This is a genomic window from Streptomyces sp. NPDC021019, from assembly GCF_044333295.1.
Classification (GTDB): domain Bacteria; phylum Actinomycetota; class Actinomycetes; order Streptomycetales; family Streptomycetaceae; genus Streptomyces.
Genome location: NZ_JBIRQR010000010.1, coordinates 60,733 through 83,068, shown reverse-complemented (window position 1 = coordinate 83,068; position 22,336 = coordinate 60,733). Strand labels below are relative to the sequence as shown.

General features: G+C 70.7%; 16 protein-coding genes. 5 read left to right on the top strand and 11 right to left on the bottom strand.

Features of this window, described 5'->3' with window-relative positions; all coding sequences use genetic code 11:
- Positions 1 to 209: 209 nt before the first annotated feature.
- From ACH4RG_RS34365 to ACH4RG_RS34355, 3 genes are read right to left on the bottom strand one after another with little or no spacing between them, the layout of a single operon-like run.
- The gene (locus ACH4RG_RS34365) at positions 210 to 1,118 is read right to left on the bottom strand and encodes an ADP-ribosylglycohydrolase family protein (RefSeq protein ID WP_397925359.1); all 909 of its coding nucleotides are present in this window, start codon (positions 1,116 to 1,118) and stop codon (positions 210 to 212) included.
- A 12-nt stretch (positions 1,119 to 1,130) separates the two neighbouring features.
- Entirely contained in the window at positions 1,131 to 1,790 is a 660-nt protein-coding gene (locus ACH4RG_RS34360; RefSeq protein ID WP_397925358.1) for a histidine phosphatase family protein, read from the bottom strand.
- A 58-nt stretch (positions 1,791 to 1,848) separates the two neighbouring features.
- Positions 1,849 to 2,454, bottom strand: a complete 606-nt coding sequence (locus tag ACH4RG_RS34355) for a YdbC family protein (protein ID WP_397925357.1) — start codon at positions 2,452 to 2,454, stop codon at positions 1,849 to 1,851.
- Between the two features lie 254 nt (positions 2,455 to 2,708).
- Here ACH4RG_RS34355 and ACH4RG_RS34350 point away from each other — a divergent pair, with 254 nt between their 5' ends.
- The gene (locus tag ACH4RG_RS34350; protein WP_397925356.1) at positions 2,709 to 3,245 is read left to right on the top strand and encodes a TerD family protein; all 537 of its coding nucleotides are present in this window, start codon (positions 2,709 to 2,711) and stop codon (positions 3,243 to 3,245) included.
- 307 nt (positions 3,246 to 3,552) lie between these two features.
- Complete coding sequence (locus tag ACH4RG_RS34345) at positions 3,553 to 4,176, top strand: DUF6000 family protein (RefSeq protein ID WP_397932456.1); 624 nt, start codon at positions 3,553 to 3,555, stop codon at positions 4,174 to 4,176.
- Positions 4,177 to 4,502: 326 nt separating this feature from the next.
- On the opposite strand, the gene ACH4RG_RS34340 is transcribed toward ACH4RG_RS34345, so the two are convergent.
- Both ACH4RG_RS34340 and nrdR read right to left on the bottom strand, forming a co-directional pair.
- Positions 4,503 to 7,400 (bottom strand): vitamin B12-dependent ribonucleotide reductase, encoded by a 2,898-nt coding sequence (locus ACH4RG_RS34340; protein WP_397925354.1) that lies wholly within the window; start codon positions 7,398 to 7,400, stop codon positions 4,503 to 4,505.
- Positions 7,401 to 7,574: 174 nt separating this feature from the next.
- Entirely contained in the window at positions 7,575 to 8,087 is a 513-nt protein-coding gene (gene nrdR / locus ACH4RG_RS34335) for a transcriptional regulator NrdR (protein ID WP_018962021.1), read from the bottom strand.
- A 490-nt stretch (positions 8,088 to 8,577) separates the two neighbouring features.
- Here nrdR and lexA point away from each other — a divergent pair, with 490 nt between their 5' ends.
- Positions 8,578 to 9,375: a transcriptional repressor LexA gene (gene lexA, locus ACH4RG_RS34330; RefSeq protein ID WP_069743322.1), complete on the top strand. Its 798-nt coding sequence runs from the start codon at positions 8,578 to 8,580 to the stop codon at positions 9,373 to 9,375.
- Between the two features lie 124 nt (positions 9,376 to 9,499).
- On the opposite strand, the gene ACH4RG_RS34325 is transcribed toward lexA, so the two are convergent.
- The 5 genes from ACH4RG_RS34325 to ACH4RG_RS34305 all read right to left on the bottom strand — a co-directional run bounded on the left by ACH4RG_RS34325 (position 9,500) and on the right by ACH4RG_RS34305 (position 17,670).
- The gene (locus tag ACH4RG_RS34325; RefSeq protein WP_398163442.1) at positions 9,500 to 11,470 is read right to left on the bottom strand and encodes an ATP-dependent DNA helicase; all 1,971 of its coding nucleotides are present in this window, start codon (positions 11,468 to 11,470) and stop codon (positions 9,500 to 9,502) included.
- 38 nt (positions 11,471 to 11,508) lie between these two features.
- On the bottom strand, positions 11,509 to 13,416 hold the full coding sequence (locus tag ACH4RG_RS34320) for an IucA/IucC family protein (RefSeq protein ID WP_398540738.1): 1,908 nt from the start codon (positions 13,414 to 13,416) through the stop codon (positions 11,509 to 11,511).
- Between the two features lie 60 nt (positions 13,417 to 13,476).
- Positions 13,477 to 14,253: a GNAT family N-acetyltransferase gene (locus tag ACH4RG_RS34315; RefSeq protein ID WP_398540737.1), complete on the bottom strand. Its 777-nt coding sequence runs from the start codon at positions 14,251 to 14,253 to the stop codon at positions 13,477 to 13,479.
- An 86-nt stretch (positions 14,254 to 14,339) separates the two neighbouring features.
- Positions 14,340 to 16,244 (bottom strand): IucA/IucC family protein, encoded by a 1,905-nt coding sequence (locus tag ACH4RG_RS34310; RefSeq protein ID WP_398540736.1) that lies wholly within the window; start codon positions 16,242 to 16,244, stop codon positions 14,340 to 14,342.
- Between the two features lie 28 nt (positions 16,245 to 16,272).
- The gene (locus tag ACH4RG_RS34305) at positions 16,273 to 17,670 is read right to left on the bottom strand and encodes a diaminobutyrate--2-oxoglutarate transaminase family protein (RefSeq protein WP_398540735.1); all 1,398 of its coding nucleotides are present in this window, start codon (positions 17,668 to 17,670) and stop codon (positions 16,273 to 16,275) included.
- 355 nt (positions 17,671 to 18,025) lie between these two features.
- Here ACH4RG_RS34305 and ACH4RG_RS34300 point away from each other — a divergent pair, with 355 nt between their 5' ends.
- A complete protein-coding gene (locus ACH4RG_RS34300) occupies positions 18,026 to 19,195 on the top strand; it encodes a trypsin-like serine peptidase (protein WP_397925347.1) in 1,170 nt (389 codons plus the stop codon).
- Positions 19,196 to 19,445: 250 nt separating this feature from the next.
- A complete protein-coding gene (locus tag ACH4RG_RS34295; protein ID WP_398540734.1) occupies positions 19,446 to 20,615 on the top strand; it encodes a trypsin-like serine peptidase in 1,170 nt (389 codons plus the stop codon).
- 92 nt (positions 20,616 to 20,707) lie between these two features.
- Here ACH4RG_RS34295 and hflX read toward each other — a convergent pair whose 3' ends face one another.
- A complete protein-coding gene (gene hflX, locus ACH4RG_RS34290) occupies positions 20,708 to 22,228 on the bottom strand; it encodes a GTPase HflX (RefSeq protein WP_397932464.1) in 1,521 nt (506 codons plus the stop codon).
- Between the last annotated feature and the right edge of the window lie 108 nt (positions 22,229 to 22,336).

Genomic DNA, 22,336 nt, shown 5'->3' with positions numbered 1-22,336 from the left:
GGACCCCTCCCCCACCGGGTCCACGCGCGGCCCTGGGCCGTACGCCTGTCCCGGCGTCTCATTCGGCGCACACCCTCAAGATCAACGGGCGGCGTGGCCGAAAGAGTAGTCCCGAACCCTCGTTCGGGGACACGCAGAGTGATCCTGTGGCAGGACCGTGACAGTGGGCCGCACCCCTGTTCAGGGGAGACGGGACGGAACCGGCGCGGTCAGCTCAGGAGCGGCGTCAGCCACGCCGGGGGCTCCTCCGTCTGTGCCAGCCAGTCGGCCGGCGGCGCTCCGGCCTCACCCGACGCGACGACACCGCCGACGATGGCGCACGTCGTGTCGACGTCACCGCCCGCCTGGGCGGTGACCCAGAACGCCCGCTCGTACTCCCCGAGGCTCCTCGCGGCCGACCAGAGCGCGAACGGCACGGTGTCGTGGGCGCTGGTCCGGCGGCCGTTGCCGAGGACCGCGGCGACCGTCCCCGCGTCCCGGTAGTCCAGCATGTCGCGGGCCCGGCGCAGGCCCGCCCCGACGGCGCTGCGGGGCACGAGCGCGATGACGCCGTCGAGGAGGTCCTCGGGGCTCGGCGGCCCGCCGGGGGCGGCGGCGAGCGACGCGGCGGCGGCCACGGCCATGGCGCCGACGACGGCCTCGCGGTGCTGGTGCGTGGTGTACGAGGAGATCTCCGCCTGGTGCGTGGCCTGTTCCGGATCGTCCGCGTACCAGGCACCGAGCGGGGCGATGCGCATCGCCGAACCGTTGCCCCAGGAGCCCTGGCCCTGGAAGAGCGCCGAGGACAGCTCCCGCCAGTCGCCGCCCTCCCGTACGAGCCTGAGGAGCCGGTTGACGGCGGGGCCGTAGCCCCGGTCGAAGTCGTGGTGCTCGGCGAAGGAGCGGGCTAGCGCGTCCTGGTCGACGCGGCCGTGCGTGGTGAGCACGGCCAGGACCGAGCAGGCCATCTCGGTGTCGTCGGTCCACTGCCAGGGCCCGGGCGGCAGGGCCCGCTGTTTCAGCAGGGGATAGTTGGCCGGAACGAAGAACTGGGAGCCCAGGGCGTCCCCCACGGACAGCCCACGCAGGCTGGCCAGGGCGCGTTCGAGGCGCCGCGCGGAAGCAGTATCAGCGGTCATCGCCCTGTCACTCTATCCGGTGCGGCCGTACGGCTCGGGGGTCCGCCAGCTCCGGAAGGGCCGGTCGAGGGTGTAGCGGCCCCTCTCCCCCAGCAGCAGGGTCCGGGTCTCGCCGTTGCCCGGGTTGGACAGCGACTCGAACTCCGCGACCGACCAGTGGAACCAACGCATGCAGAACAGCCGCATCGTCAGTCCGTGGGTGACCAGCAGGACGTTCTCCGGGTGGTCCGGCTCCTCGAAGCTCCGGTGCAGGCTCTCCAGGAACGCCCCGACCCGGTCGTAGACGTCGGCGCCGGACTCGCCCTGGGCGAAGCGGTAGAAGAAGTGCCCGTAGGCGTCCCGGTAGGCCTTCTGCAGCCGTACGTCGTCGCGGTCCTGCCAGTTGCCCCAGTCCTGCTCGCGCAGCCGGGGCTCCTCACGGACGCGGACGCGTTCCGGGGCGAGGCCGAAGGCCCGGAACGTCTCGTGGGTGCGGCGGTACGGCGAGATGTAGACGCTCACCCGTTCCTCGCCGAACAGCTCGCGCAACCCCTCCCCGGTCTCCCGGGCCTGCCGCAGACCCGTGGGGGTGAGCCGGAGCGCGTGGTCGGGCTCCCGCTCGTACACCGTGTCGTCGGCGTTGCCCTCGGACTCGCCGTGCCGGACGAGGACAATGCGCTGCGGTCGTGCCATGTCCCGACCATAGATCGGGTCGGGCCGGCCCGAGTGGTCGGGGCCCGCGGAGCGCGGGTCACACCATCCAGGACGGTTCCAGCTCCACGACGTCTCCCGTCAGGGCGATCACGTCCGTCTCGGTCCCCGCGCGGGCCGCCAGCCGCTCGGCCCCCGCCGCGCGGTACTTGCCGCGCTCGGCGCTCGACTTCCACAGGGAGAGCGCCAGGAACTCGTTCCCGGGCGCCTCACCGAACACGCCGCGCAGCATGCCGGGCGATCCGGCCATGGCCGGGTTCCACACCTGCTGCTGCATCAGCACGAAGTGCTCGGCGCGCTCCTCGTGCACCCGGCTGTGCGCGACCCTGACGACGTCCGCCTCCGCGAAGTGGGGCTCGAAGCCCGTCTTCACGTCGAAGCGGCGCTCGAAGAGCCGGACCCGCATGTCGCGGAACATGCCCGACTGCCCGGCCGCCAGCCGGTCGTGCCCGCGAGCCATGAAGGAGTCGTAGAAGACGCGGTTCTCCCAGAACGCGAAGACGTGGGCGACATCGGGGCGCGTTCGGCTCCACCCGCCGCTCTGTCCCTGGAACCCCGGCTCGCCGAGCAGCCCCGCCCACTTCCGCTGTCCCCGCTCGAAACCATGACGGTCCACCACGGAGCAGCGAATCCACTTCACCAGCACCGCGCCATCGTACGGCGCGGAACGTGGCGCGCGTCACGGTCCCGGGGAGTGCGCCCGGCCGGCCGTTCCGCTCGCGCACCGGGGCGCGGGGGCCCATGGTGTCCGCGACACCCGTGCCGGGGCCGGGCCGTGGCCCGAATCCGCCGCCCGTGGCCGGAGCAGTTGGTTCCGCGGCCGGTTGCGTACATGATCGGGTGAATCGTGTATCAGGTGATGGGAACGGTCCGTGGGCCGTCGGCCGGGAGGGAAGTCCCTTGAGCACTCCGAACAAGGACATCGAAAAGGTCGAGGTGCGGGTCAAATGGGACCCCAGTCCGCACGGGGCGGCGGCCAACGACCTCGACATCATCGCGGCCACCTACCCGGCCGGCGAGCCGTACGGCGCCCCCGCCTACCTGGTGCACTTCGACAGCCGCTCACCGGACGGCACCATCACGCTGAACCGGGACAGCCGGACCGGCCAGGGTTTCGGCTTCGACGAGGTCATGACCATCGAGCTGAACCGGCTGGCGGACACGTACGGACGGGTGGTGGTCGGGGTCGCCATCCAGCAGCGCGACGGTCACAAGACCTTCGGCGACATAGGGAACACGGCGATGGAGATCCGCGAGGGCTACACGAACCTGACCGAGAGCGACTTCTCCGACGTGGCGTGGGCCACCGCGGCCGTCGTCGGGGAGTTCACCCGCGACGGCTCGGGGCTCTGGGGCTTCCGGTCGGCCGTACGCGGCTTCGACGGCGCCCCCGACACCTTCGCGGCGGTGATGGGAAGCCGGGCCGCCGAAGGGTGACGTCGCTCAGTTCCGGCCAACCCGGCGCGGGCGGCGGCACCCTGCCGGCAAGCGGCCGGGGCCATGCCGAGGGGGACCGGCCGAGGGCCGGTCCCCTGCGTGAACAGCGGGTCAGCCGCGCGTCGGCGCGGTCCCGCCTCCGGTACTGGCGGACCGCACTTGTTCCGCAGGTGTCGTATTCCGGTGGAGCACGGGATCCGTTCGGATCCGTTGGGTCGGCCGAGAAACGCAGAAGGCGCGCTTCCTTTCGTGACTTTCAGTAAGGGGTCGCCTCATTGCGCACCAGCAGGGCAAGATCGGCCCTCTGATGCGCCATGCCCACGAAGATCCCGAACTGTTGACCCTGGTTCGCCGCTATGTCGCGCCCGAGGGCGAGCGACGGCGTTACCTGAGGCTGAGCGGCAGCTTGCTACGCATGCCAAGCCCCGAGTACGACCGATTCATACGCGATCTCCGCGAAGATGCAGGACTCATCACCGCGGATGAGATCGCCACCCTTCTTGAGGGCAGCTGGCGAGAACGGAGAACGGCAGCTTGGCTCGTATCCGTATCCCGCCGGACCGAGTTCCGAGAACGCCTCGGCGAACTCCTGCTGGCGAGCGAGGTCTGCTGTACCGGAGTGGCTTATTGCGTGGCCCTGACCACTTTCGGCACGGAGCGCGATGCTGATCTGCTCGCCGCCTACCTTGATCGCTACCTGCGCCGCCCTGACCTCGCCTACGACCAGACCGTCGTCATGGGCGCTCTCCAGTTCATCAGTCTGCATCTTGGAAGCGATCAAGCCGACCGTTTCCTGGGCCCGGGCGGCCTGTGGCAGCAGTGGCTCCACGACGCGCCGCACATGCAGGCAGACCAGGACCCTCTCCCCTCCTTCTTGAGCCTCTTTCGTCGGCTTCATGCCGTCGTGGATGAGTGCGCCGAGGCCATATGACAACCGGTACGGGCGCTGCCCACCGTAGGCGTGACCACCCTGGCCCTGGACGAACCGCTCGGGGTGGCCGAACTCGATCACATGAGTCACGTAGCTGTGGCGCAAGGAGTGCAAGTCGAGTTCGTCAGGCAGGTCCGCGGCTCGGCGAGCGGTGTTGAAGGCTCGACTCATGTCGCACCCAACGCAACATCGTTGTCTTGGTCACGCCGCCCTGGTCAGCGGTACAGCAAAGGGGACCGGCGGTGGCCGGTCCCCTTCGTGAGCTGCTGGTCAGCTACATGTGCGGGTTGCGTCGGATGTCGCGTCCGACGCAACCCAGCTCATCTTCAGCTGCAGCCGCTGGTCGAGCCGCAGCCCTCGCAGATGTAGCAGGAGCCGGCACGCTGCATCTTCGTACCGCAGGAGAAGCAGAGCGGGGCGTCGGCGCTGATACCCAGCTGCATCTCGACCAGTTCGGCCGAGGTGTGCGCCGTCTTCGGAGCGGGCTTCACGGCGGACTCCTCGGGAGCCGCCACCACCTTCAGGGGCTCGGTACGGACCGGGGCCGGCTGGGCCAGGTCGTCCCCGTCCAGGCCGTCCGCCTCGAACGAAGGCTCGTAACTGCCGGTGTCCAGGTGGCGCTGGCGCTCCTCGGCGGAGTGGATGCCGAGGGCCGAGCGGGTCTCGAAGGGCAGGAAGTCGAGCGCCAGGCGTCGGAAGATGTAGTCGACGATCGACTGCGCCATCCGCACGTCCGGGTCGTCCGTCATGCCGGCCGGCTCGAAGCGCATGTTGGTGAACTTCGAGACGTACGTCTCCAGCGGGACGCCGTACTGCAGACCGACCGAGACGGCGATGGAGAAGGCGTCCATCATGCCCGCGAGGGTCGAACCCTGCTTGGACATCTTCAGGAAGACCTCGCCGAGACCGTCGTCCGGGTAGGAGTTGGCGGTCATGTAACCCTCGGCGCCGCCCACCGTGAAGGAGGTGGTGATGCCGGGGCGGCCCTTCGGGAGGCGCTTGCGTACCGGGCGGTACTCGACGACCTTCTCGACCGCCGTGCGGATGGTCTCCTCGGCCTTCGCGGTGACCTCTTCCTTCTCCTTGTCCTTGGTCTTGGCGGAGAGGGGCTGACCGACCTTGCAGTTGTCGCGGTAGATCGCGAGGGCCTTGACGCCCAGCTTCCACGCCTCGAAGTAGACCTCCTCGACGTCCTCGACGGTGGCCGTCTCGGGGAGGTTCACCGTCTTGGAGAGCGCGCCGGAGATCCACGGCTGGATGGCCGCCATCATCCGGACGTGGCCCATCGCGGAGATGGAGCGCTCGCCCATCGCACAGTCGAAGACGCTGTAGTGCTCGGCCTTCAGGGCGGGGGCGTCGACCACGTTGCCGTGGTCGGCGATGTGGGCGACGATCGCCTCGATCTGCTCGGGCTGGTAGCCGAGGCGGCGCAGCGCCTGCGGCACCGTGCCGTTGACGATCTGCATCGAGCCGCCGCCGACCAGCTTCTTGAACTTGACCAGGGCGAGGTCGGGCTCCAGACCGGTGGTGTCGCAGGACATCGCGAGACCGATGGTGCCGGTGGGCGCGATGACCGAGGCCTGCGCGTTGCGGAAGCCGTTCTTCGCTCCGAGCCGGATCACGTCCTGCCAGGCCTCCGTCGCGGCGGCCCAGACCGGCGAGTCGAGGTCGTCGACGTGGACGGCCTTGGCGTTGGCGTCGGAGTGCTGCTTCATGACCCGCTGGTGCGGCTCGGCGTTACGGGCGTAGCCGTCGTACGGGCCGACGACCGCGGCCAGTTCGGCGGAGCGGCGGTAGGAGGTGCCGGTCATCAGCGAGGTGATGGCGCCGGCCAGCGCGCGGCCGCCGTCGCTGTCGTACGCGTGACCGGTCGCCATCAGCAGGGCGCCGAGGTTGGCGTAGCCGATGCCCAGCTGACGGTAGGCGCGGGTGTTCTCGCCGATCTTCTGCGTGGGGAAGTCCGCGAAGCAGATCGAGATGTCCATCGCGGTGATGACCAGCTCGACGACCTTGGCGAAGCGCTCGGACTCGAAGGACTGGTGACCCAGGCCGTCGTCCTTGAGGAACTTCATCAGGTTGAGCGAGGCGAGGTTGCACGAGGTGTTGTCCAGGTGCATGTACTCGCTGCACGGGTTCGAGCCGTTGATCCGGCCGGACTCCGGGCAGGTGTGCCAGGCGTTGATGGTGTCGTCGTACTGGATGCCCGGGTCGGCGCACGCCCAGGCGGCCTCGGCCATCTTGCGGAAGAGGGACTTGGCCTCGACCTCTTCGATGACCTCGCCGGTCATCCGGGCGCGCAGCCCGAACTTGCCGCCCGCCTCGACGGCCTTCATGAACTCGTCGTTCACCCGGACCGAGTTGTTGGCGTTCTGGTACTGGACGGACGTGATGTCGTCGCCGCCCAGGTCCATGTCGAAGCCCGCGTCGCGCAGGGCGCGGATCTTCTCCTCCTCCTTGACCTTGGTCTCGATGAAGTTCTCGATGTCGGGGTGGTCGACGTCGAGGATGACCATCTTGGCCGCGCGGCGGGTGGCGCCGCCCGACTTGATCGTTCCGGCGGAGGCGTCCGCGCCGCGCATGAACGAGACCGGTCCCGAGGCGTTGCCGCCGGAGGAGAGGAGCTCCTTGGAGGAGCGGATACGGGAAAGGTTCAGGCCGGCGCCGGAGCCGCCCTTGAAGATCATGCCCTCTTCCTTGTACCAGTCGAGGATCGACTCCATGGAGTCGTCGACGGCCAGGATGAAGCAGGCGGAGACCTGCTGCGGCTGGGGCGTGCCGACGTTGAACCAGACCGGGGAGTTGAAGCTGAAGACCTGGTGCAGGAGGGCGTACGCCAGCTCGTGCTCGAAGATCTCGGCGTCCGCGGGAGAGGCGAAGTAGTTGTTCTCCTCACCGGCCTTGCGGTACGTCTTCACGATCCGGTCGATCAGCTGCTTCAGACCGGTCTCGCGCTGCGGCGTGCCGACAGCTCCGCGGAAGTACTTGCTGGTGACGATGTTGACCGCGTTCACCGACCAGAAGTCGGGGAACTCGACGCCACGCTGCTCGAAGTTGATCGAGCCGTCGCGCCAATTGGTCATGACGACGTCACGGCGCTCCCACGCCACCTCGTCGTACGGGTGCACGCCGGGGTTGGTGTGGATGCGCTCGATACGCAGACCCTTGCTCGCCTTGGCGCCCTTGGTGCGGGAACCTCGTGCCGGGCCGCTCGCCGTCTCTGTCATGCCGCCTCCCATATGTGGGCGAAAACGCCCTGAAGTGCCCAGATCTTCCCAGGCACAATGTGTGTCCGATGCTCCGGAAGCCGCACGCGGCAGCCGGAAGCACATCTCATGTCGCCCTGCCGCCCGTCCGCAGTCATCACGTCTGCGGGCACGGGCGTCCCGGGCGGGTACCGCTCAGTCGGCGGCAATGGCGGGCGCGGGGACCTCAAGGGTCTCTCCGCTCCCACGGTCCTCTGCGGAAGGCCGCTGCGTACGCAGTTCCACGATGGCGGCCTCGAAGTCTTCCAGGGAATCGAACGCCCGGTAGACGGACGCGAAGCGCAGGTACGCGACGAGGTCGAGTTCCTGCAGCGGGCCGAGGATGGCCAGCCCCACGTCGTGGGTGGTCAGCTCGGCGCTGCCGGTGGCGCGCACCGCCTCCTCGACCCGCTGGCCGAGCTTGGCGAGGGCGTCCTCCGTGACGGGTCGCCCCTGGCATGCCTTGCGGACACCGGAGATGACCTTGGTACGGCTGAAGGGCTCGGTCACGCCGCTGCGCTTGACCACCATCAGTGAGCAGGTCTCCACCGTGGTGAAACGGCGGGAACAGTCGGGGCACTGCCGACGGCGACGGATCGACGTCCCGTCGTCGGTGGTGCGACTGTCGACGACCCTGCTGTCGGGGTGCCTGCAGAAGGGGCAGTGCATGGCTCCCAACCCTCCCTCACACGCACGACTGAATAGCCTCTTCAGGGCCTTGTCCGGGCCCTTGGAAGCAGTCCCCAGCATAGGCGATGACCACGGCGCGATCGAACCGCGACCACAACTTCTGGGTGACTGGAGCAATCCAACCACTAGATCTAGGGTTGAGTCGCGTTTTCGGCCCCATCGCGTGTCGCGCACCGGACCTCGCTCGGAGGCCGCTCGGGGGGAGCGTGGGCCAGAGAAGAGAGTACGGGAGACGCCGGGCCGCCGGGCCGTCGGGGCTCCGGCGCACAGGTGCGGATGAAAGACTCGGGCGGGGGGCCGCGAGGGGCCTCGGCCGAGCGTGCACGCGGCCTATATTCTGTCGCTCATACACCTGTCGGTAGCACCGTGGCACCCCTTTATTCGTTTTTCACTCGAACGTGTGTTTGGCGCAACCTTTCGAAAGCTACTACCGTTGTCCAGCTAGGGAGAACATTCGAGAGGGGCCGACGTGACCACCACCGCAGACAGTGCCACCATCACCGCCCGGGACCATCGCTCCCAGAGCCGACTTGAGCCGGTGCATGCCATGAATGACTCAGTCACGACCACGGACGGGCCCGAGCCCGCGCGCCCGGGACGGTCCATGCCCGGCAGGCCCCCCGGCATCCGGGCGGACAGCTCGGGGCTCACGGACCGGCAACGGCGGGTCATCGAGGTCATCCGCGACTCCGTGCAACGGCGGGGATACCCGCCCTCCATGCGGGAGATCGGTCAGGCGGTGGGCCTGTCAAGCACCTCGTCCGTCGCCCATCAGCTGATGGCGCTGGAGCGCAAGGGCTTCCTCCGCCGGGACCCGCACCGGCCCCGCGCCTACGAGGTGCGCGGATCGGACCAGCCCAGCACCCAGCCGACCGACACGACCGGCAAGCCCGCCGCGTCCTACGTACCGCTGGTGGGCCGGATCGCCGCCGGCGGACCGATCCTCGCGGAGGAGTCCGTCGAGGATGTCTTCCCGCTCCCCCGCCAGCTCGTCGGCGACGGTGAGCTGTTCGTCCTGAAGGTCGTCGGCGACTCGATGATCGAGGCCGCGATCTGTGACGGCGACTGGGTCACCGTCCGCCGCCAGCCCGTCGCGGAGAACGGGGACATCGTCGCCGCCATGCTCGACGGCGAGGCGACCGTCAAGCGCTTCCGCCGGGAGGACGGTCACGTATGGCTGCTCCCTCACAACGCCGCGTACCAGCCGATCCCCGGCGACGAGGCGACCATCCTGGGCAAGGTGGTGGCGGTGCTGCGCCGGGTCTGAGGACCGCGTCGGTCACGGCTGCCCGCCCCGGGATCCCTACCTAGGACGTCGATCATGACGTCGGTCCCGGGGCTTTGCCATGCCCGGCCGGCCCCGTCGGGCGGCCGGGCGATTCCCCGGCGGATCAGGCCCCGTCCGCCTTGGCCTGTGCGTCGATGGCGGCCAGTGAGCGGCGTGCCTGGTTCCGGTCGGTGGTGTACCAGAAGTCCGGCAGCGAGGCGCGCAGATAGCTTCCGTACCGTGCGTTCGCGAGCCTGGGGTCCAGCACGGCGACAACGCCCTTGTCGCCCGTGGCCCGGACCAGTCGGCCCGCGCCCTGGGCCATCAGCAGCGCGGCGTGCGTCGCCGCCACCGCCATGAAGCCGTTGCCGCCCGCCTCCTCGACCGCCTTCTGCCGTGCGCTCATGAGCGGATCGTCGGGCCGGGGGAACGGAATCCGGTCCATGACCACCAGCTGACAGCTCGCTCCTGGGACGTCCACGCCCTGCCAGAGCGACAGCGTGCCGAAGAGGCAGGTCTCCGGGTCGGCGGCGAAGTTCTTGATCAGCTCGCCGAGCGTCTCCTCACCCTGGAGCAGGATCGGCCTGTCCATCCGCCCCCGCAGCTCCTCGGCCGCCGCCTTGGCTCCCCGCATGGAGGAGAACAGCCCCAGCGTGCGGCCGCCGGCCGCCTCCACCAGCTCGGCGAGCTCGTCCAGCATGTCCGTACGCGATCCCTCGCGCCCCGGAGTGTTCAGATGCCGGGCGACGTAGAGGATGCCCTGCTTCGGGTAGTCGAACGGGGAGCCGACGTCCAGCCCCTTCCACTGGGGGACGTCCTCCCCCGCCGTGCCCTCGGGGGCCAGCCCGAGGGACGCGCCCACCCCGTTGAAATCTCCGCCGAGCTTGAGGGTGGCCGAGGTCAGCACCACGGATCGCTCGGCGAAGAGCTTCTCGCGCAGCAGCCCGGAGACGGAGAGCGGGGCGACCCGGACGGAGGCTCCGAACCGGTCGTGCTGCTCGTACCAGACGACGTCGTACTCGGAGCCCTGGGTGATGCGCTCGGCGACGCCGTGGATCGACTCGACCGAGGCCAGGGCCTGCTTGCGGACGGCGTTCTCGTCCTCGACCGACTTGTCCCGGGTGGCGCCGATGGCGGAGATCACCGTGCGTGCCGCGTCGCGCAGCGCCATCAGCGCGTACCCGAGGTCCTCGGGCACCTCCTCCAGGCGCCCCGGGAGCGCCAGCTCCATCACCCGTTCGAAGCCCTCGGCGGCGGTCTGGAGGGCGTCGGCGGCCTTCTCGTTGACCAGCTTCGCCGCCCGGCGGACCGCGCGGTTGACCTGGGCGGGGGTGAGCTCGCCGGTGGCGACGCCGGTGACCCGGGAGACCAGCTCATGGGCCTCGTCGACGATCAGCACCTCATGCGACGGCAGCACCGGCGCGCCCTCGATGGCGTCGATCGCGAGCAGCGCGTGGTTGGTGACAACCACGTCCGCGAGCTTCGCGCGCTCGCGGGCCGCCTCCGCGAAGCACTCCGCGCCGTACGCGCACTTCGTCGCGCCCAGGCACTCGCGCGAGGAGACCGAGATCTGCGCCCAGGCCCGGTCCGAGACGCCGGGGGTCAGATCGTCCCGGTCGCCCGTCTCCGTCTCGTCCGACCAGTCCCGCAGCCGCATCAGGTCCTGGCCGAGCTTGCTGGACGGGGCCGCCGCCTCGAACTGGTCGAACAACCCCTCCTCCTCGTCCTGCGGAACCCCTTCGTGGAGCCGGTGCAGGCAGAGGTAGTTCGACCGGCCCTTGAGCATGGCGAACTGCGGGCGGCGACGCAGCAGCGGATGCAGGGACTCGACCGTACGAGGCAGGTCCCGCTCCACCAGCTGCCGCTGGAGGGCGAGGGTCGCCGTGGCCACGACGACCCGCTCCCCGTGCGCCAGGGCCGGCACCAGATAGCCGAGCGACTTGCCCGTACCGGTGCCGGCCTGGACGAGCAGGTGGGATTGGTCGTCGACGGCCTCGGCGACGGCCTCGGCCATGGTGACCTGGCCGGGCCTTTCCGTACCGCCGACGGCGGTGACGGCGGCGTGCAGGAGCTCGGGGAGGGATGGCTTCGTCATAGCCCGACCACCCTACGACGCACCACTGACAGCAGCGATCACTCCCGGACGCGGGCGGAGGGGTGCAACGGGTTGGGGACCGTGCCGTGGATCGCCGCGTGCGGCCGGCTGGCACGGTCCCGGTAGCCGTCGACGAGCAGGCGGTTGCGGTTCAGGCAGAGGCGCTCGATCTCGGGGGTGAGCATGTCGAACAGCTCGAACCGTTCCTTCAGCTCCGGGAAACGGGCGTGGTGGCGGACTATCTCCGCCCGGACGAGTGACCAGAACGCGTCCTCGGAGACGCCGAGCTGCTCCTCGCACAGGGGGGACAGATAGCGGAAGACGCCCACGAAGAGACCGGAGTGGATGAATTGGGTGAGGAAGGACGGCTCCTCGGTGAGGAGGACCGCGCGCACCTCGTCGGGCATGCCGGCGTGCTCGGGCAGCGGGTGGGCGCTGACGTTGACGTCGTCGACGAAGTCCTTGATGGCGAGCCGTACGGGCACGTCCTCCTCGTCGAACACGACGATGGCGTTCTCGCCGTGCGGGGAGAAGACGGTTCCGTAGCGGTAGAGGAAGTGCAGCAGGGGCGGCAGGAGCGCGGCGAAGAGCCGCTTCAGCCAGGCGTCCGGGGAGAGGCCGGAGCGCCCGACCAGCTCCGCGGTGAAGGCGCGGCCCACCGGATCCGTATGGAGGAGGGAGGCGAGCGTGCGGGCCTTCTCGCCCGGGGCGAGGCGGGGCGGCAAGGGCTCCCGCCAGATCGCGCCGAGGATCTCCTTGTACTGGTAGGGCGCTTCGGGGAGGTGGTCGTACAGCGGGTGCTCGACGGCGACGGAGGCGACCTCGCCGAGGAGGACGACCCGACAGGCGTCGCGCAGGAACGGGTCGTCCTCGCACAGCCCCTGGACCCACGCGGTGACCGCGGGGGCGGCGAGGGTCCGCTCGGTCGGCAGGCCGCGCCAGACCAGGGTGTTGAGTATGGAGAGCGGAAGCTTCACGGTGTGCCGCTCGGGCCGTTCCACGTTCGCGAACGTGCGGATGGACTGCTGCGGGAGGCGTGCGTCCCCGTCGGTGTGCAGGGCCACGATGTCGCCGTCGGCGATGGCCGGGGCGAAGAGCGGCACGATCCACTCGTCCCACTGCCAGGGGTGTACGGGGAGGTAGAGATAGTCCCGCGGGTCGTGCCCCCCGGCCCGCAGCACCTCGGCGAAGGCGTCCCGGACGTCGTGGTCGAGCTCGCCGGCGTACAGCTGTTCGGGGGTGCCGACGCGGCCCACGCCCCGGTACTGCGCGATGCGGGTGCTGACCGCGATCCACGGCAGCCGGAGCGGGTTGCGGGTCTCGGGCGTGAAACGGGCGGCGTCGGCGGCGGAGAAGCCGAGCCGCCCCTTGCTCGCGACCAGCCAGGGGTGGCCGGTCTGGTGGCCTTCCAGCTCCGCGTAGTCCAGGGCGGCGAGCCGGTCCGCGGTGAGCGCGGTGTGGTCGAGCCGGGCGTCGGCGGAGAGCGTCCGGGTCAGCTCGCGGATGAGGTGGCCCAGCGTCGTGCCGTCGAGGCCGAGGAGGCCCCGGGCCCGGGTGAGGAACGTCAGCGGGTCGCGGAACGGCCGGGTGCCGGGTGCCGAGCCGTTGGACCGTGCCCCGACGCTCGGGGCGAGGGGGGAGCCGTTGGCGTGGGCGGCCGACGGTCCCGTCGTGACCTCGATCGAGTCGGGGTCGACGCGCCAACTGCCGTAGACGCCGCGCCGGGCGGCGAAGGCGAGCGCTTCCCCGTCGTCGAGGGTCAGCCGGTGGCGCCCGCCGGCCCCGGGCTCCGGGACGGGCTCGATGATCTTCTCGTAGGCGAACTCGCCGAGCATCTTGGCGAGGAGCCGTGCGGCGGCCCGGTCCCAGATCGGTCGGTTCAGCTCCGGAGGGCTGAACAGCCGCGGGGACTCGGCTGATTCACGGCTCGCGGGATATATCGGCACGGGGACTCCTCCGGATGGAACCTGTGTGGTTCGAGCGGTGTGGAAAGTGCGGCGCGTAAGTCACAGCTGAGCTCGGTACGTTCGGTCGCGGATCATCAGCGCGGCGCGTTTGTCGGGGAGATCCACTTCGGCGGAGAAGCGGAATCCGGCGCTGAGGAACGCGGATACGGAGGGAGTGTTGCGCAGGTCCGGCTCGGCGACGACCCGACCGCACCGCGGAAGGTTGTCCAGGACGAGGTCGGCGACGGCGCGGAGCAAGGCGGTGCCCACGCCCCGGCCACGGTTGTTCACGCCCCCGATGAGGAGGTGGACGCCGGTGTCGTGCGGGCGGGCGGGGTAGTGGCGGGCCAGGGGGTCGAGGTCGGCGCGGTAGATCTCCCAGTAGCTCATGGGTGTGGAGTCGAGCACGCCCAGGCACGGGATGCTGCGTCCGTCCCCTTCGAGCTGGGATCCGAGGTGGTCGGCGGTGACGGACTCGGGTCCGGCGAGCTCCCAGAACGCCGCCACGGCAGGATCGTTCATCCAGCGGCTGACGACCGCGAGATCACGCTCCGGCCGGACGGGGAGCAGGGCGAACTCTCCCGCCGTCGTGGTCGCGGGCGGCCAGGCCCCCGGGTCGCCCAGCAGCTCGTGGGTGACCCGGGTCCGTACCGCGCCGGTACTGCGCTCCTCGGCGATCAGGGCGAGGAGCTCCTCGGTGAGCTCCAGGTCGAGGGTGTCCTCGACGCCGGTGCTGCCGTCCGCGCGGCTGCCGGAACGTTCGGTGCCGGACCGTTCGGCGGAGCCGTGGTCGGCCGGTACGGCGTCGGATTCCTCTGAGGGTTCGGCGGGAGGCACGGTGGCGCTCTCCTCTCTGGACCGGGTGCGGTCGGTGGGCGTCTCCGGATCGGGTGCGGTCGGAGTCTGCCCGGGGCGGTCGGCGCTCAGCTGTGCAGCGGGTTGGCGATGGTGACGTACACGGACTGGGTGTCGACCGGCCCGACCAGCTCGTCGAGGCCGTGGAGTCGGGTCAGCAGGTTGGCCTTGCAGCGCAGTTCGCGGTTCTCCAGGAGATACGCGGGCAGGGGCGAGCCCAGTTCCGCGGTCTCGGTGAGGAATCGGCGCAGGACGGTGAGGAGTTCCTGTTCGTCGCCCAGGCGCTGGGCGCCGAACGCCCCGATCAGGCCGAGGACGTTGTTGATGCCGAGGTAGTAGGCGAACCGTTCGTCGGTGACCGGGTCGGGGACGAACGTGTCGCTGACGGCGCCGATGCCGGGGAGCCGCTGTTCCAGCTCGTCGCGGCGGGAGTCTCGGAAGTAGTAACCCTGGTTGTCCCGGTAGCGGCCGCCGACGGGCCAGCCGTCCGGGTCGAGGAGGACGAGGGTGTTCTGCTGGTGGGCTTCGAGGGCGACTCCGCCGTGGGCGTCGAGCCAGAGGACGGGGCGCACGACGTGGTGCAGATAGCGGCGGAACCATTCGGTGGAGACGGCGTTGGCGCCGCGGCCGGTGCGGGCGGCCAGGCCGGAGACGACCTCGGCGAGCCGGGAGCGCATGCCGGGCCGGCCGGGCCGGGGACGTTGCGCGGTGAGCCCCGCGATGCAGGCGGCGTCGTCGCCCGGGCCGAAGGGGTTGTGGCGGAGCATGACGTCGAGCCCCATGACGGGGGTGCCCTCGGGGTCGTCGACGGCGAGCCAGGCGGGGTCCCGGACGACGTCGAAGCCGGGGTGCTCCCGCTGCCAGCGCTCGGCGAGTCCGGTCGACAGGAGGCGGTGGACCTCGACGCCCCGGTGCAGCTCCTTGCGGAGGTTCTCCCGGCGTGAGTTGGTGATGCGTACGCCGAGGGAGAGCTTGAGCATCACCCGTGCGCCGGGGCGGTGCACGGTGCGGATGGAGGAGGTGGGGTGCCAGTGCTCGCCGTGGGGGCCGAGGTCGTGGAGCAGGCCGGTGTCGGCGAGGGCGCGGACCTGGGGGCGGTGGAGCAGATCGCCGGCCTGCCAGGGGTGCACGGGGAGGGCGACGGTGCCGGGGGGCAGGCTCAGCCCTTCGGCGTGCGGGGCGAGCAACTCCTCGGCGGTGGCCGGGCCGCCCTCGGTCCAGGCGGAGTCGGTGGCGATCAACGCCCGGTCGACGGCGAACCAGTGGAGCGGGAAGGACCCGTGGAGCTCGGGCGAATAGCGACGGGACTCCGACTCGGAGAGGCCCTCGCGGCTCTTGGGCGTGGGGTGGAGGGGGTGGCCGAGCAGCAGGGACTGTTCGGCGGTGAGGAACAGGTCCGCCTCGGCGGGGTCCGCCGGGTTGCGCCGGCGCTGGTCGATGAAGCCGGCGGTGTGGCGTACGGAGTCGGCGACCCGGGCGACCAGATCGCCCGCGCCGCTCTCGCCGCCCTCACGGCCGATGAGGACGGCGACGGTGGCGGCGTCGGCGTGCGGGGCACCGGCGGGGGCGTTCTCCAGGACGGGTGCGCCGAAGCGGTGGGCCCCGGTGGCGGACCAGTAGTGGACGGGGACGAGCAGGGCGGTGCCGCTGGCGGGGAAGGCGATGCGCAGGGTGTCGTCGTCGGGGCGGGGCAGGTCGCTCTCCCGGGTCCAGCACCGCAGGAGGCTCTCCGTGCCCGCCGCGTCGGCGGCCCGCAGGGGGTCCGGGTCGTCGAGGGCGTCGGGGCCCGGGGCCCGGCCCGCCCGGGCGCGGAGGTCCGGACCGGGCGGGTAAGCGGCGGGGTCGGGATGGCGCGGGGATTTCTGGCGGGGCACGGTCGTCGCCTCGACCGTGCCGGGGGCGGTCGGTCCGTCCTGCCCTCGGTGCTGGGGGGTGCCGTAGCCGTCGGCCTCGGACGCGGGGGTGGGGTTCACGACGTTCTTCCTTGTGGGGATTCCGGGTTCAGGTGGTCGGCCCGGCGATGGTCCGACGGTGCGGGGAGCGAGTCGCGGCTGCCAGCGCGTCGGCGAGACGGTCGACGACGGCACTGGCCTGCTCGTCGGTGAGGGTGAGGGGCGGCAGGAGGCGGACCACGGCGTCGTGGCGGCCGCCCAGTTCGACGATGAGGCCGCGCCGCAGACATTCCTGCTGGACGGCGAGGGCGAGCACCGGGTCGGGCGGCGGGGCGGGGTGGTCGTCGCCCGCCTCGGCGGGCAGGGGCGCGCGTTCGGGATCCACCAGCTCCATGCCGATCATCAGTCCACGCCCCCGTACGTCACCGATTCCCGGGTGGTGTGCCCGCAGCTCCCTCAGACGGGCGAGCATCCGGGCCCCCAGGACCGCAGCGCGGTCCGCCAGTTGGTTCTCCCTGACGTACGCGAGCGTGGCCGCGCCCGCCGCCATGGCGAGCTGGTTGCCACGAAACGTACCCGCGTGGGCACCCGGCTGCCAAAGATCCAGTTCAGCGCGGTAGACGATCACGGCGAGGGGCAGGGAGCCGCCGATCGCCTTGGAGAGGACCATGACGTCGGGGACGATGCCGCTGTGCTCGACGGCCCAGAAGGCGCCGGTCCTGCCGACCCCGGTCTGCACCTCGTCGGCGATGAGGGGGATGGAGCGGTCCGCGGTGATCCGGCGCATGCGGCGGAGCCAGGAGTCGGGGGCGGGATTGACGCCGCCCTCGCCCTGGACCGGCTCCACGATCATTCCCGCGGGGGCCGGGACCCCGCCCTTGCGGTCGTCCAGCAGGTGTTCGGTCCAGCGGGCGGCGAGCGCCGCGCCGTGCTCGCCGCCCGTCCCGAACGGGCAGCGGTAGTCCTGTGGGAAGGGCAGCCGGGTCACCCGTACGTCGGTGGCGCCGCCGGAGGCCTCCAGAGCCCCGGCGGTCATGCCGTGGTAGGCGCCGGTGAAGGTCAGCAGGCCGGTGCGCCCGGTCGCGGCACGGACCAGTTTGAACGCGGCCTCGACGGCGTCGGTGCCGGCGGGGCCGCAGAACTGGATGCGGGCGTTGTCGGCGAACTCCCGCGGCAGGGTGGAGAACAGCTCGGTGGTGAAGGCGTCCTTGACCGGGGTGGCGAGGTCCAGCACGTGCAGGGGAGCGCCGGAGTCGATGACCTTCCGGATGGCTTCGAGCACGACGGGGTGGTTGTGCCCGAGGGCCAGTGTGCCGGCGCCCGACAGACAGTCGAGGTAGCGGCGTCCGTCCGCGCCCTCGATGGTGAGTCCGCGGGCGCGCACCGGGACGATCGGCAGGGACCGCGCGTAGGTGCGGGCGGCCGATTCGCGAAGGGTCTGGCGGCGGAGAATCCCCTCGTGTGCGGAGGGCGGCGGCGCCACCGGTGCGGGTTCGGTCACGGACACGGCTCTTGATCCTCCTGCGGTAACAGTTGCGTTGCACGTCGGTACGTTTTCGCGTGGACGCACCGAGGGCGTGAACGCTGTCCTGGTGTCCCCCGTACGTACCAACGACGCCGTCCGCGATGGATCACGGGTGAATCGGAGCATCCTCGCGGCGACGGAACCGCGGACCTGCCGCGTACCGTCACCATCGGCACCGGCATAGTGGGGGCCGCACAGCGGCGCGGAAGCACCTGCTCCGGCGCCCGAAGTGTCCGCAACGCCGCACGAGTACCGAGTGACGAAGTCCCAGGGGGATCACGAGATGCGACCCATTCGCCCGACCGATACCGCACGTCGTGGGAGGCGCGCACGGCGCATGCCCTCCACCGCGTTCGCCGCGACCGCCGTCGCCGCCGTACTGGCGCTCACCGCCACGGCGTGCGGTCCGGAGGAGGACAACGCGGGCGGTACGCCCAGCGCCTCGGCCGACCAGTCGTCCGACGGCAAGGTCGTCATCCCGGACGACCTCAAGAACCGTCTCAAGGAGCACGGGATCGACCCCGACAAGTGGCGGGACGGGGAGTGGAAGAACTGGGACAAGGACAAGTGGCTGCGTGAGGCCAAGGACTTCGTCAACCCGATCATCGACGGCCTGTGGGACCCGGACCGGATGCGGGAGGCCGACAAGCCCCCGGAGAACCCGGTCGACAACGACATCTCGGGCGACGACGGCGTGACGGACCCGACGCCGGCCCCGGTCCAGGCCGCCGGAGTCGCGACGCCGTACCACGACAACGCCCCCGAGTCCGGGAAGCTGCTCTTCGACGGCCCGCAGGGCTCGATGGTCTGTTCCGCGACCGTGGTGAAGGACCCGGCGAACCCCGGCAAGTCCAACATGGTGTGGACCGCCGGGCACTGCGTGCACGCGGGTAAGAAGGGCGGTTGGTACCGCAACATCGCCTTCGTCCCGGCGTACAACAACGACGGCCTGTCGCTGGCCGAGCTGGAGACCGCGCCCAAGGAGAAGATCGCTCCTTACGGTGTGTGGTGGGGCCAGTGGGCCCAGACCTCCGAGCAGTGGATCGCCGAGGGCGCGGCCGTCGGCGGCCAGGGCGCCCCGTACGACTTCGCGGTGCTGCACGTGACGCCGGAGAAGGGCGCGGGCGGCAAGTCGCTTGAGGAGACGGTCGGTTCGGCGCTGCCGGTCGAGTTCGACGCTCCCGCCGTGGCGGAGATCGACGCCATGACGGCCACGGGTTACCCGGCCGCGCCGCCGTTCGACGGTCAGAAGCTGCTCCAGTGCGAGGACAAGCCGGGGCGGCTCTCCGTCTTCCAGGACCAGCCCACGATGTACCGCGTCGGCTGCACGATGACCGGCGGTTCCTCCGGGGGTGGCTGGGTCGCGGCCGGGCAGGACGGCAAGCCGGCCCTGGTCTCGAACACCTCGATCGGCCCCGTCACCGCGGGCTGGCTGGCCGGGCCCCGGCTCGGCAAGGAGGCCGAGGGCATCTACCGCGCGGTGAGCGAGAAGTACGCGGGCCAGTAGGTCCCGACTTTCCGCGACGCCCCCTTCGCACGGGATCTCGGGATCCCTCATATGGTCCGCGGCCCCCGGTACGGCAGTAGCCGCCCGGGGGCCGCGGTCGATCCGCGACGGCCCCCGGAGCCAAGAATGACAAGCGCATGACAGGATGCACGATCGCGCACGCGTTCGGCCGCACCACCGCTCCGCGTTCGACCGCACGGCCGCGTAGGCGCACCACCGCACGACTCAGGTTTTCGGGGGAATCTCTTCCATGCGATCGATACGTCCGCTGCTGGCCGCGACCGGCCTCGTCGCGGCGCTCACACTGACGGCCGCGGCCTGCGGGCCGGACGAGGACGCCGCCGCCGAACCGTCGGCCGGTGGTCCGGCAGCGGAGAAGGACCCCGCCACCGGACTTCCCGGCGATCTGGGTGACGCCCTGGAGAAGCACGGGGTGGACCCGGAGAAGTGGAAGGACGGGGAGTGGAAGAACTGGGACAAGGACACGTGGCTCCGCAAGGCCGAGGACTTCGTCAACCCGGTCATCGACGGCCTGTGGAAGCCGGACCGGATGGCCGCGGCCGACGAGCCCGCCAGGACGATGGCGGCCGGTGACCTCACCGCCGGGCAGGACGTCAGCGATCCGGAGCCCGCGCCGGTCCGCGCCAAGCCGGAGAAGACGCCGTACCACCGGCACGCCGCCCCGGTCGGCAAGGTCTTCTTCGACTCCCCCGAGGGCTCCATGGTCTGCTCGGGCACGGTCGTGAAGGACCCGAAGAACCCCGGGAAGTCCAACCTCGTGTGGACCGCCGGGCACTGCGTGCACGCGGGCGCGGGCGGCGGCTGGTACCGCAACGTCGTCTTCGTTCCCTCGTACAACGACCAGGGCAAGAACGCGGCGCAGCTGCGGACCGCGCAGCCGCAGGAGGTCGCCCCCTACGGCACCTACTGGGCGGACTGGGCCGTGTCCTCCGGCCAGTGGATCTCCGGTGGCGGCCCGACGGGCGGAGCGGGCGCGCCGTACGACTACGCCGTCCTGCACGTGAAGCCCGAGAAGGGGGCGAAGTCGCTGGAGGAGACGGTGGGCAACGCTCTGCCCATCTCCTTCGACGCTCCGGAGATCCAGCAGATCAGCGGCATGGGCGCCTGGGGCTACCCGGCCGGTCCGCCGTACGACGGTCTGCTGATGCACCAGTGCGTCGACCGGCCCGGTCGGCTCTCGATCGCCCCGGGGACCCCGACGATGTACCGGATCGGCTGCACGATGACCGGCGGTTCCTCCGGCGGCGGCTGGTTCGTCGCCGGACCGGACGGAAAGTCGACGCTGGTGTCCAACACCTCGATCGGCCCGGTCACCTCGGGCTGGCTGGCCGGACCCCGGCTCGATGACGACGCCCGGCGCACCTTCACGGTGATGAGCGACAAGTTCGCCGGCCGGTAACCGCGGCCGGCGGCCGCACGCCGAAGGCCCGGCCCTCCCGGATCTCTCCGGAAAGGGCCGGGCCTTCGGCTCGTCGCGCGGTTACGCGGCTGTCAGGGCGCGGCGGGGACGAAGGTCCCGAGCTCCGCGGCCAGCTCCTCGTGGACCTGGGCCTTGAGCAGGGTGCCCTCGGCGGTGTGCTCCTCGAAGAGCACCTCGCCCTCGGCGTGCACCCGGGAGACCAGAGCCCCCTGGATGTACGGCACGAGCACCTCGATCTCGACGGACGGCCGGGGCAGCTCGGCGTCGATGAGCGCGAGCAGCTCGTCGATTCCGGCACCGGTCCTGGCCGAGACCGTGATGGCGTGCTTCTCGTTGCGCAGCAGCCTCTGGAGGACCAGAGGATCAGCCGCGTCCGCCTTGTTGATCACGACGATCTCCCGTACGTCCACCGCGCCGACGTCCCGGATCACCTCGCGCACCGCGGCGAGCTGCTCCTCCGGCACCGGGTGGGAGCCGTCCACCACATGGAGGATGAGATCGGACTCGCCGACCTCCTCCATGGTGGAGCGGAACGCCTCGACCAGGTGGTGCGGCAGATGCCGGACGAACCCGACGGTGTCGGCCAGGGTGTAGATGCGGCCGCTCGGCGTCTCGGCCCGGCGGACGGTCGGGTCCAGGGTGGCGAACAGGGCGTTCTCCACCAGGACACCGGCCCCGGTCAGGCGGTTGAGCAGCGAGGACTTGCCCGCGTTGGTGTATCCGGCGATGGCGACGGAGGGCACCTTGTTGCGCTTGCGCTCCTGCCGCTTGATCTCGCGGCCGGTCTTCATCTCCGCGATCTCCCGGCGCATCTTCGCCATCTTCTCGCGGATCCGTCGCCGGTCCGTCTCGATCTTGGTCTCACCGGGACCACGGGTGGCCATGCCGCCACCGCCGCTGGAACCGCCGCCGCCCATCTGGCGGGAGAGCGACTGACCCCAGCCGCGCAGGCGCGGCAGCATGTACTGCATCTGGGCCAGCGACACCTGCGCCTTGCCCTCGCGGGACTTGGCGTGCTGGGCGAAGATGTCAAGGATCAGGGCGGTGCGGTCGACCACCTTCACCTTGACGACGTCCTCCAGGTGGATCAGCTGGCCCGGGCTCAGCTCACCGTCACAGACGACGGTGTCGGCACCGGATTCGAGCACCATGTCCCGCAGCTCCAGTGCCTTGCCCGAGCCGATGTAGGTGGCCGGGTCCGGCTTGTCGCGCCGCTGGTACACCGCGTCCAGCACCTGAGCGCCCGCCGTCTCGGCGAGTGCGGCGAGCTCCGCGAGGGAGATCTCCGCGTCACGCACCGTCCCCGAGGTCCAGACACCCACCAGCACCACGCGCTCCAGGCGCAGCTGACGGTACTCGACCTCGGTGACGTCCTCGAGCTCCGTGGAGAGACCGGCCACACGCCGCAGCGCGGCACGCTCGGAGCGGTCCAGCTGATCGCCGTCCCGCGCTCCGTCGATCTCCTGGCTCCAGGCGACGTCCTCTTCCATCAGGGCGTCGGCCCGAAGGCTCTCGGTGAGGCTCTCGGTCGCGTTCTCCGTGGCGCTCTGCGCGTGCTGCGCGTCCTGGGGAAGGGAAGAAGAGGAGGTCATTGGATCCTTACGTCGATAGAAGTCGTTACGTCAGTCACAACGTGTGATCTTCCCGGATGATTCCCTGTCGGGAACTCCGGTGCGGTCCGCCGCGCCGACGCGTCGATA

Coding starts and splice junctions, on each gene's coding strand:
- ACH4RG_RS34365 (WP_397925359.1), bottom strand. CDS start 1,118: ATGACCGCTGATACTGCTTCCGCGCGGCGCCTCGAACGCGCCCTGGCC.
- ACH4RG_RS34360 (WP_397925358.1), bottom strand. CDS start 1,790: ATGGCACGACCGCAGCGCATTGTCCTCGTCCGGCACGGCGAGTCCGAG.
- ACH4RG_RS34345 (WP_397932456.1), top strand. CDS start 3,553: ATGCGCCATGCCCACGAAGATCCCGAACTGTTGACCCTGGTTCGCCGC.
- ACH4RG_RS34340 (WP_397925354.1), bottom strand. CDS start 7,400: ATGACAGAGACGGCGAGCGGCCCGGCACGAGGTTCCCGCACCAAGGGC.
- nrdR (WP_018962021.1), bottom strand. CDS start 8,087: ATGCACTGCCCCTTCTGCAGGCACCCCGACAGCAGGGTCGTCGACAGT.
- ACH4RG_RS34325 (WP_398163442.1), bottom strand. CDS start 11,470: ATGACGAAGCCATCCCTCCCCGAGCTCCTGCACGCCGCCGTCACCGCC.
- ACH4RG_RS34300 (WP_397925347.1), top strand. CDS start 18,026: ATGCCCTCCACCGCGTTCGCCGCGACCGCCGTCGCCGCCGTACTGGCG.
- ACH4RG_RS34295 (WP_398540734.1), top strand. CDS start 19,446: ATGCGATCGATACGTCCGCTGCTGGCCGCGACCGGCCTCGTCGCGGCG.
- hflX (WP_397932464.1), bottom strand. CDS start 22,228: ATGACCTCCTCTTCTTCCCTTCCCCAGGACGCGCAGCACGCGCAGAGC.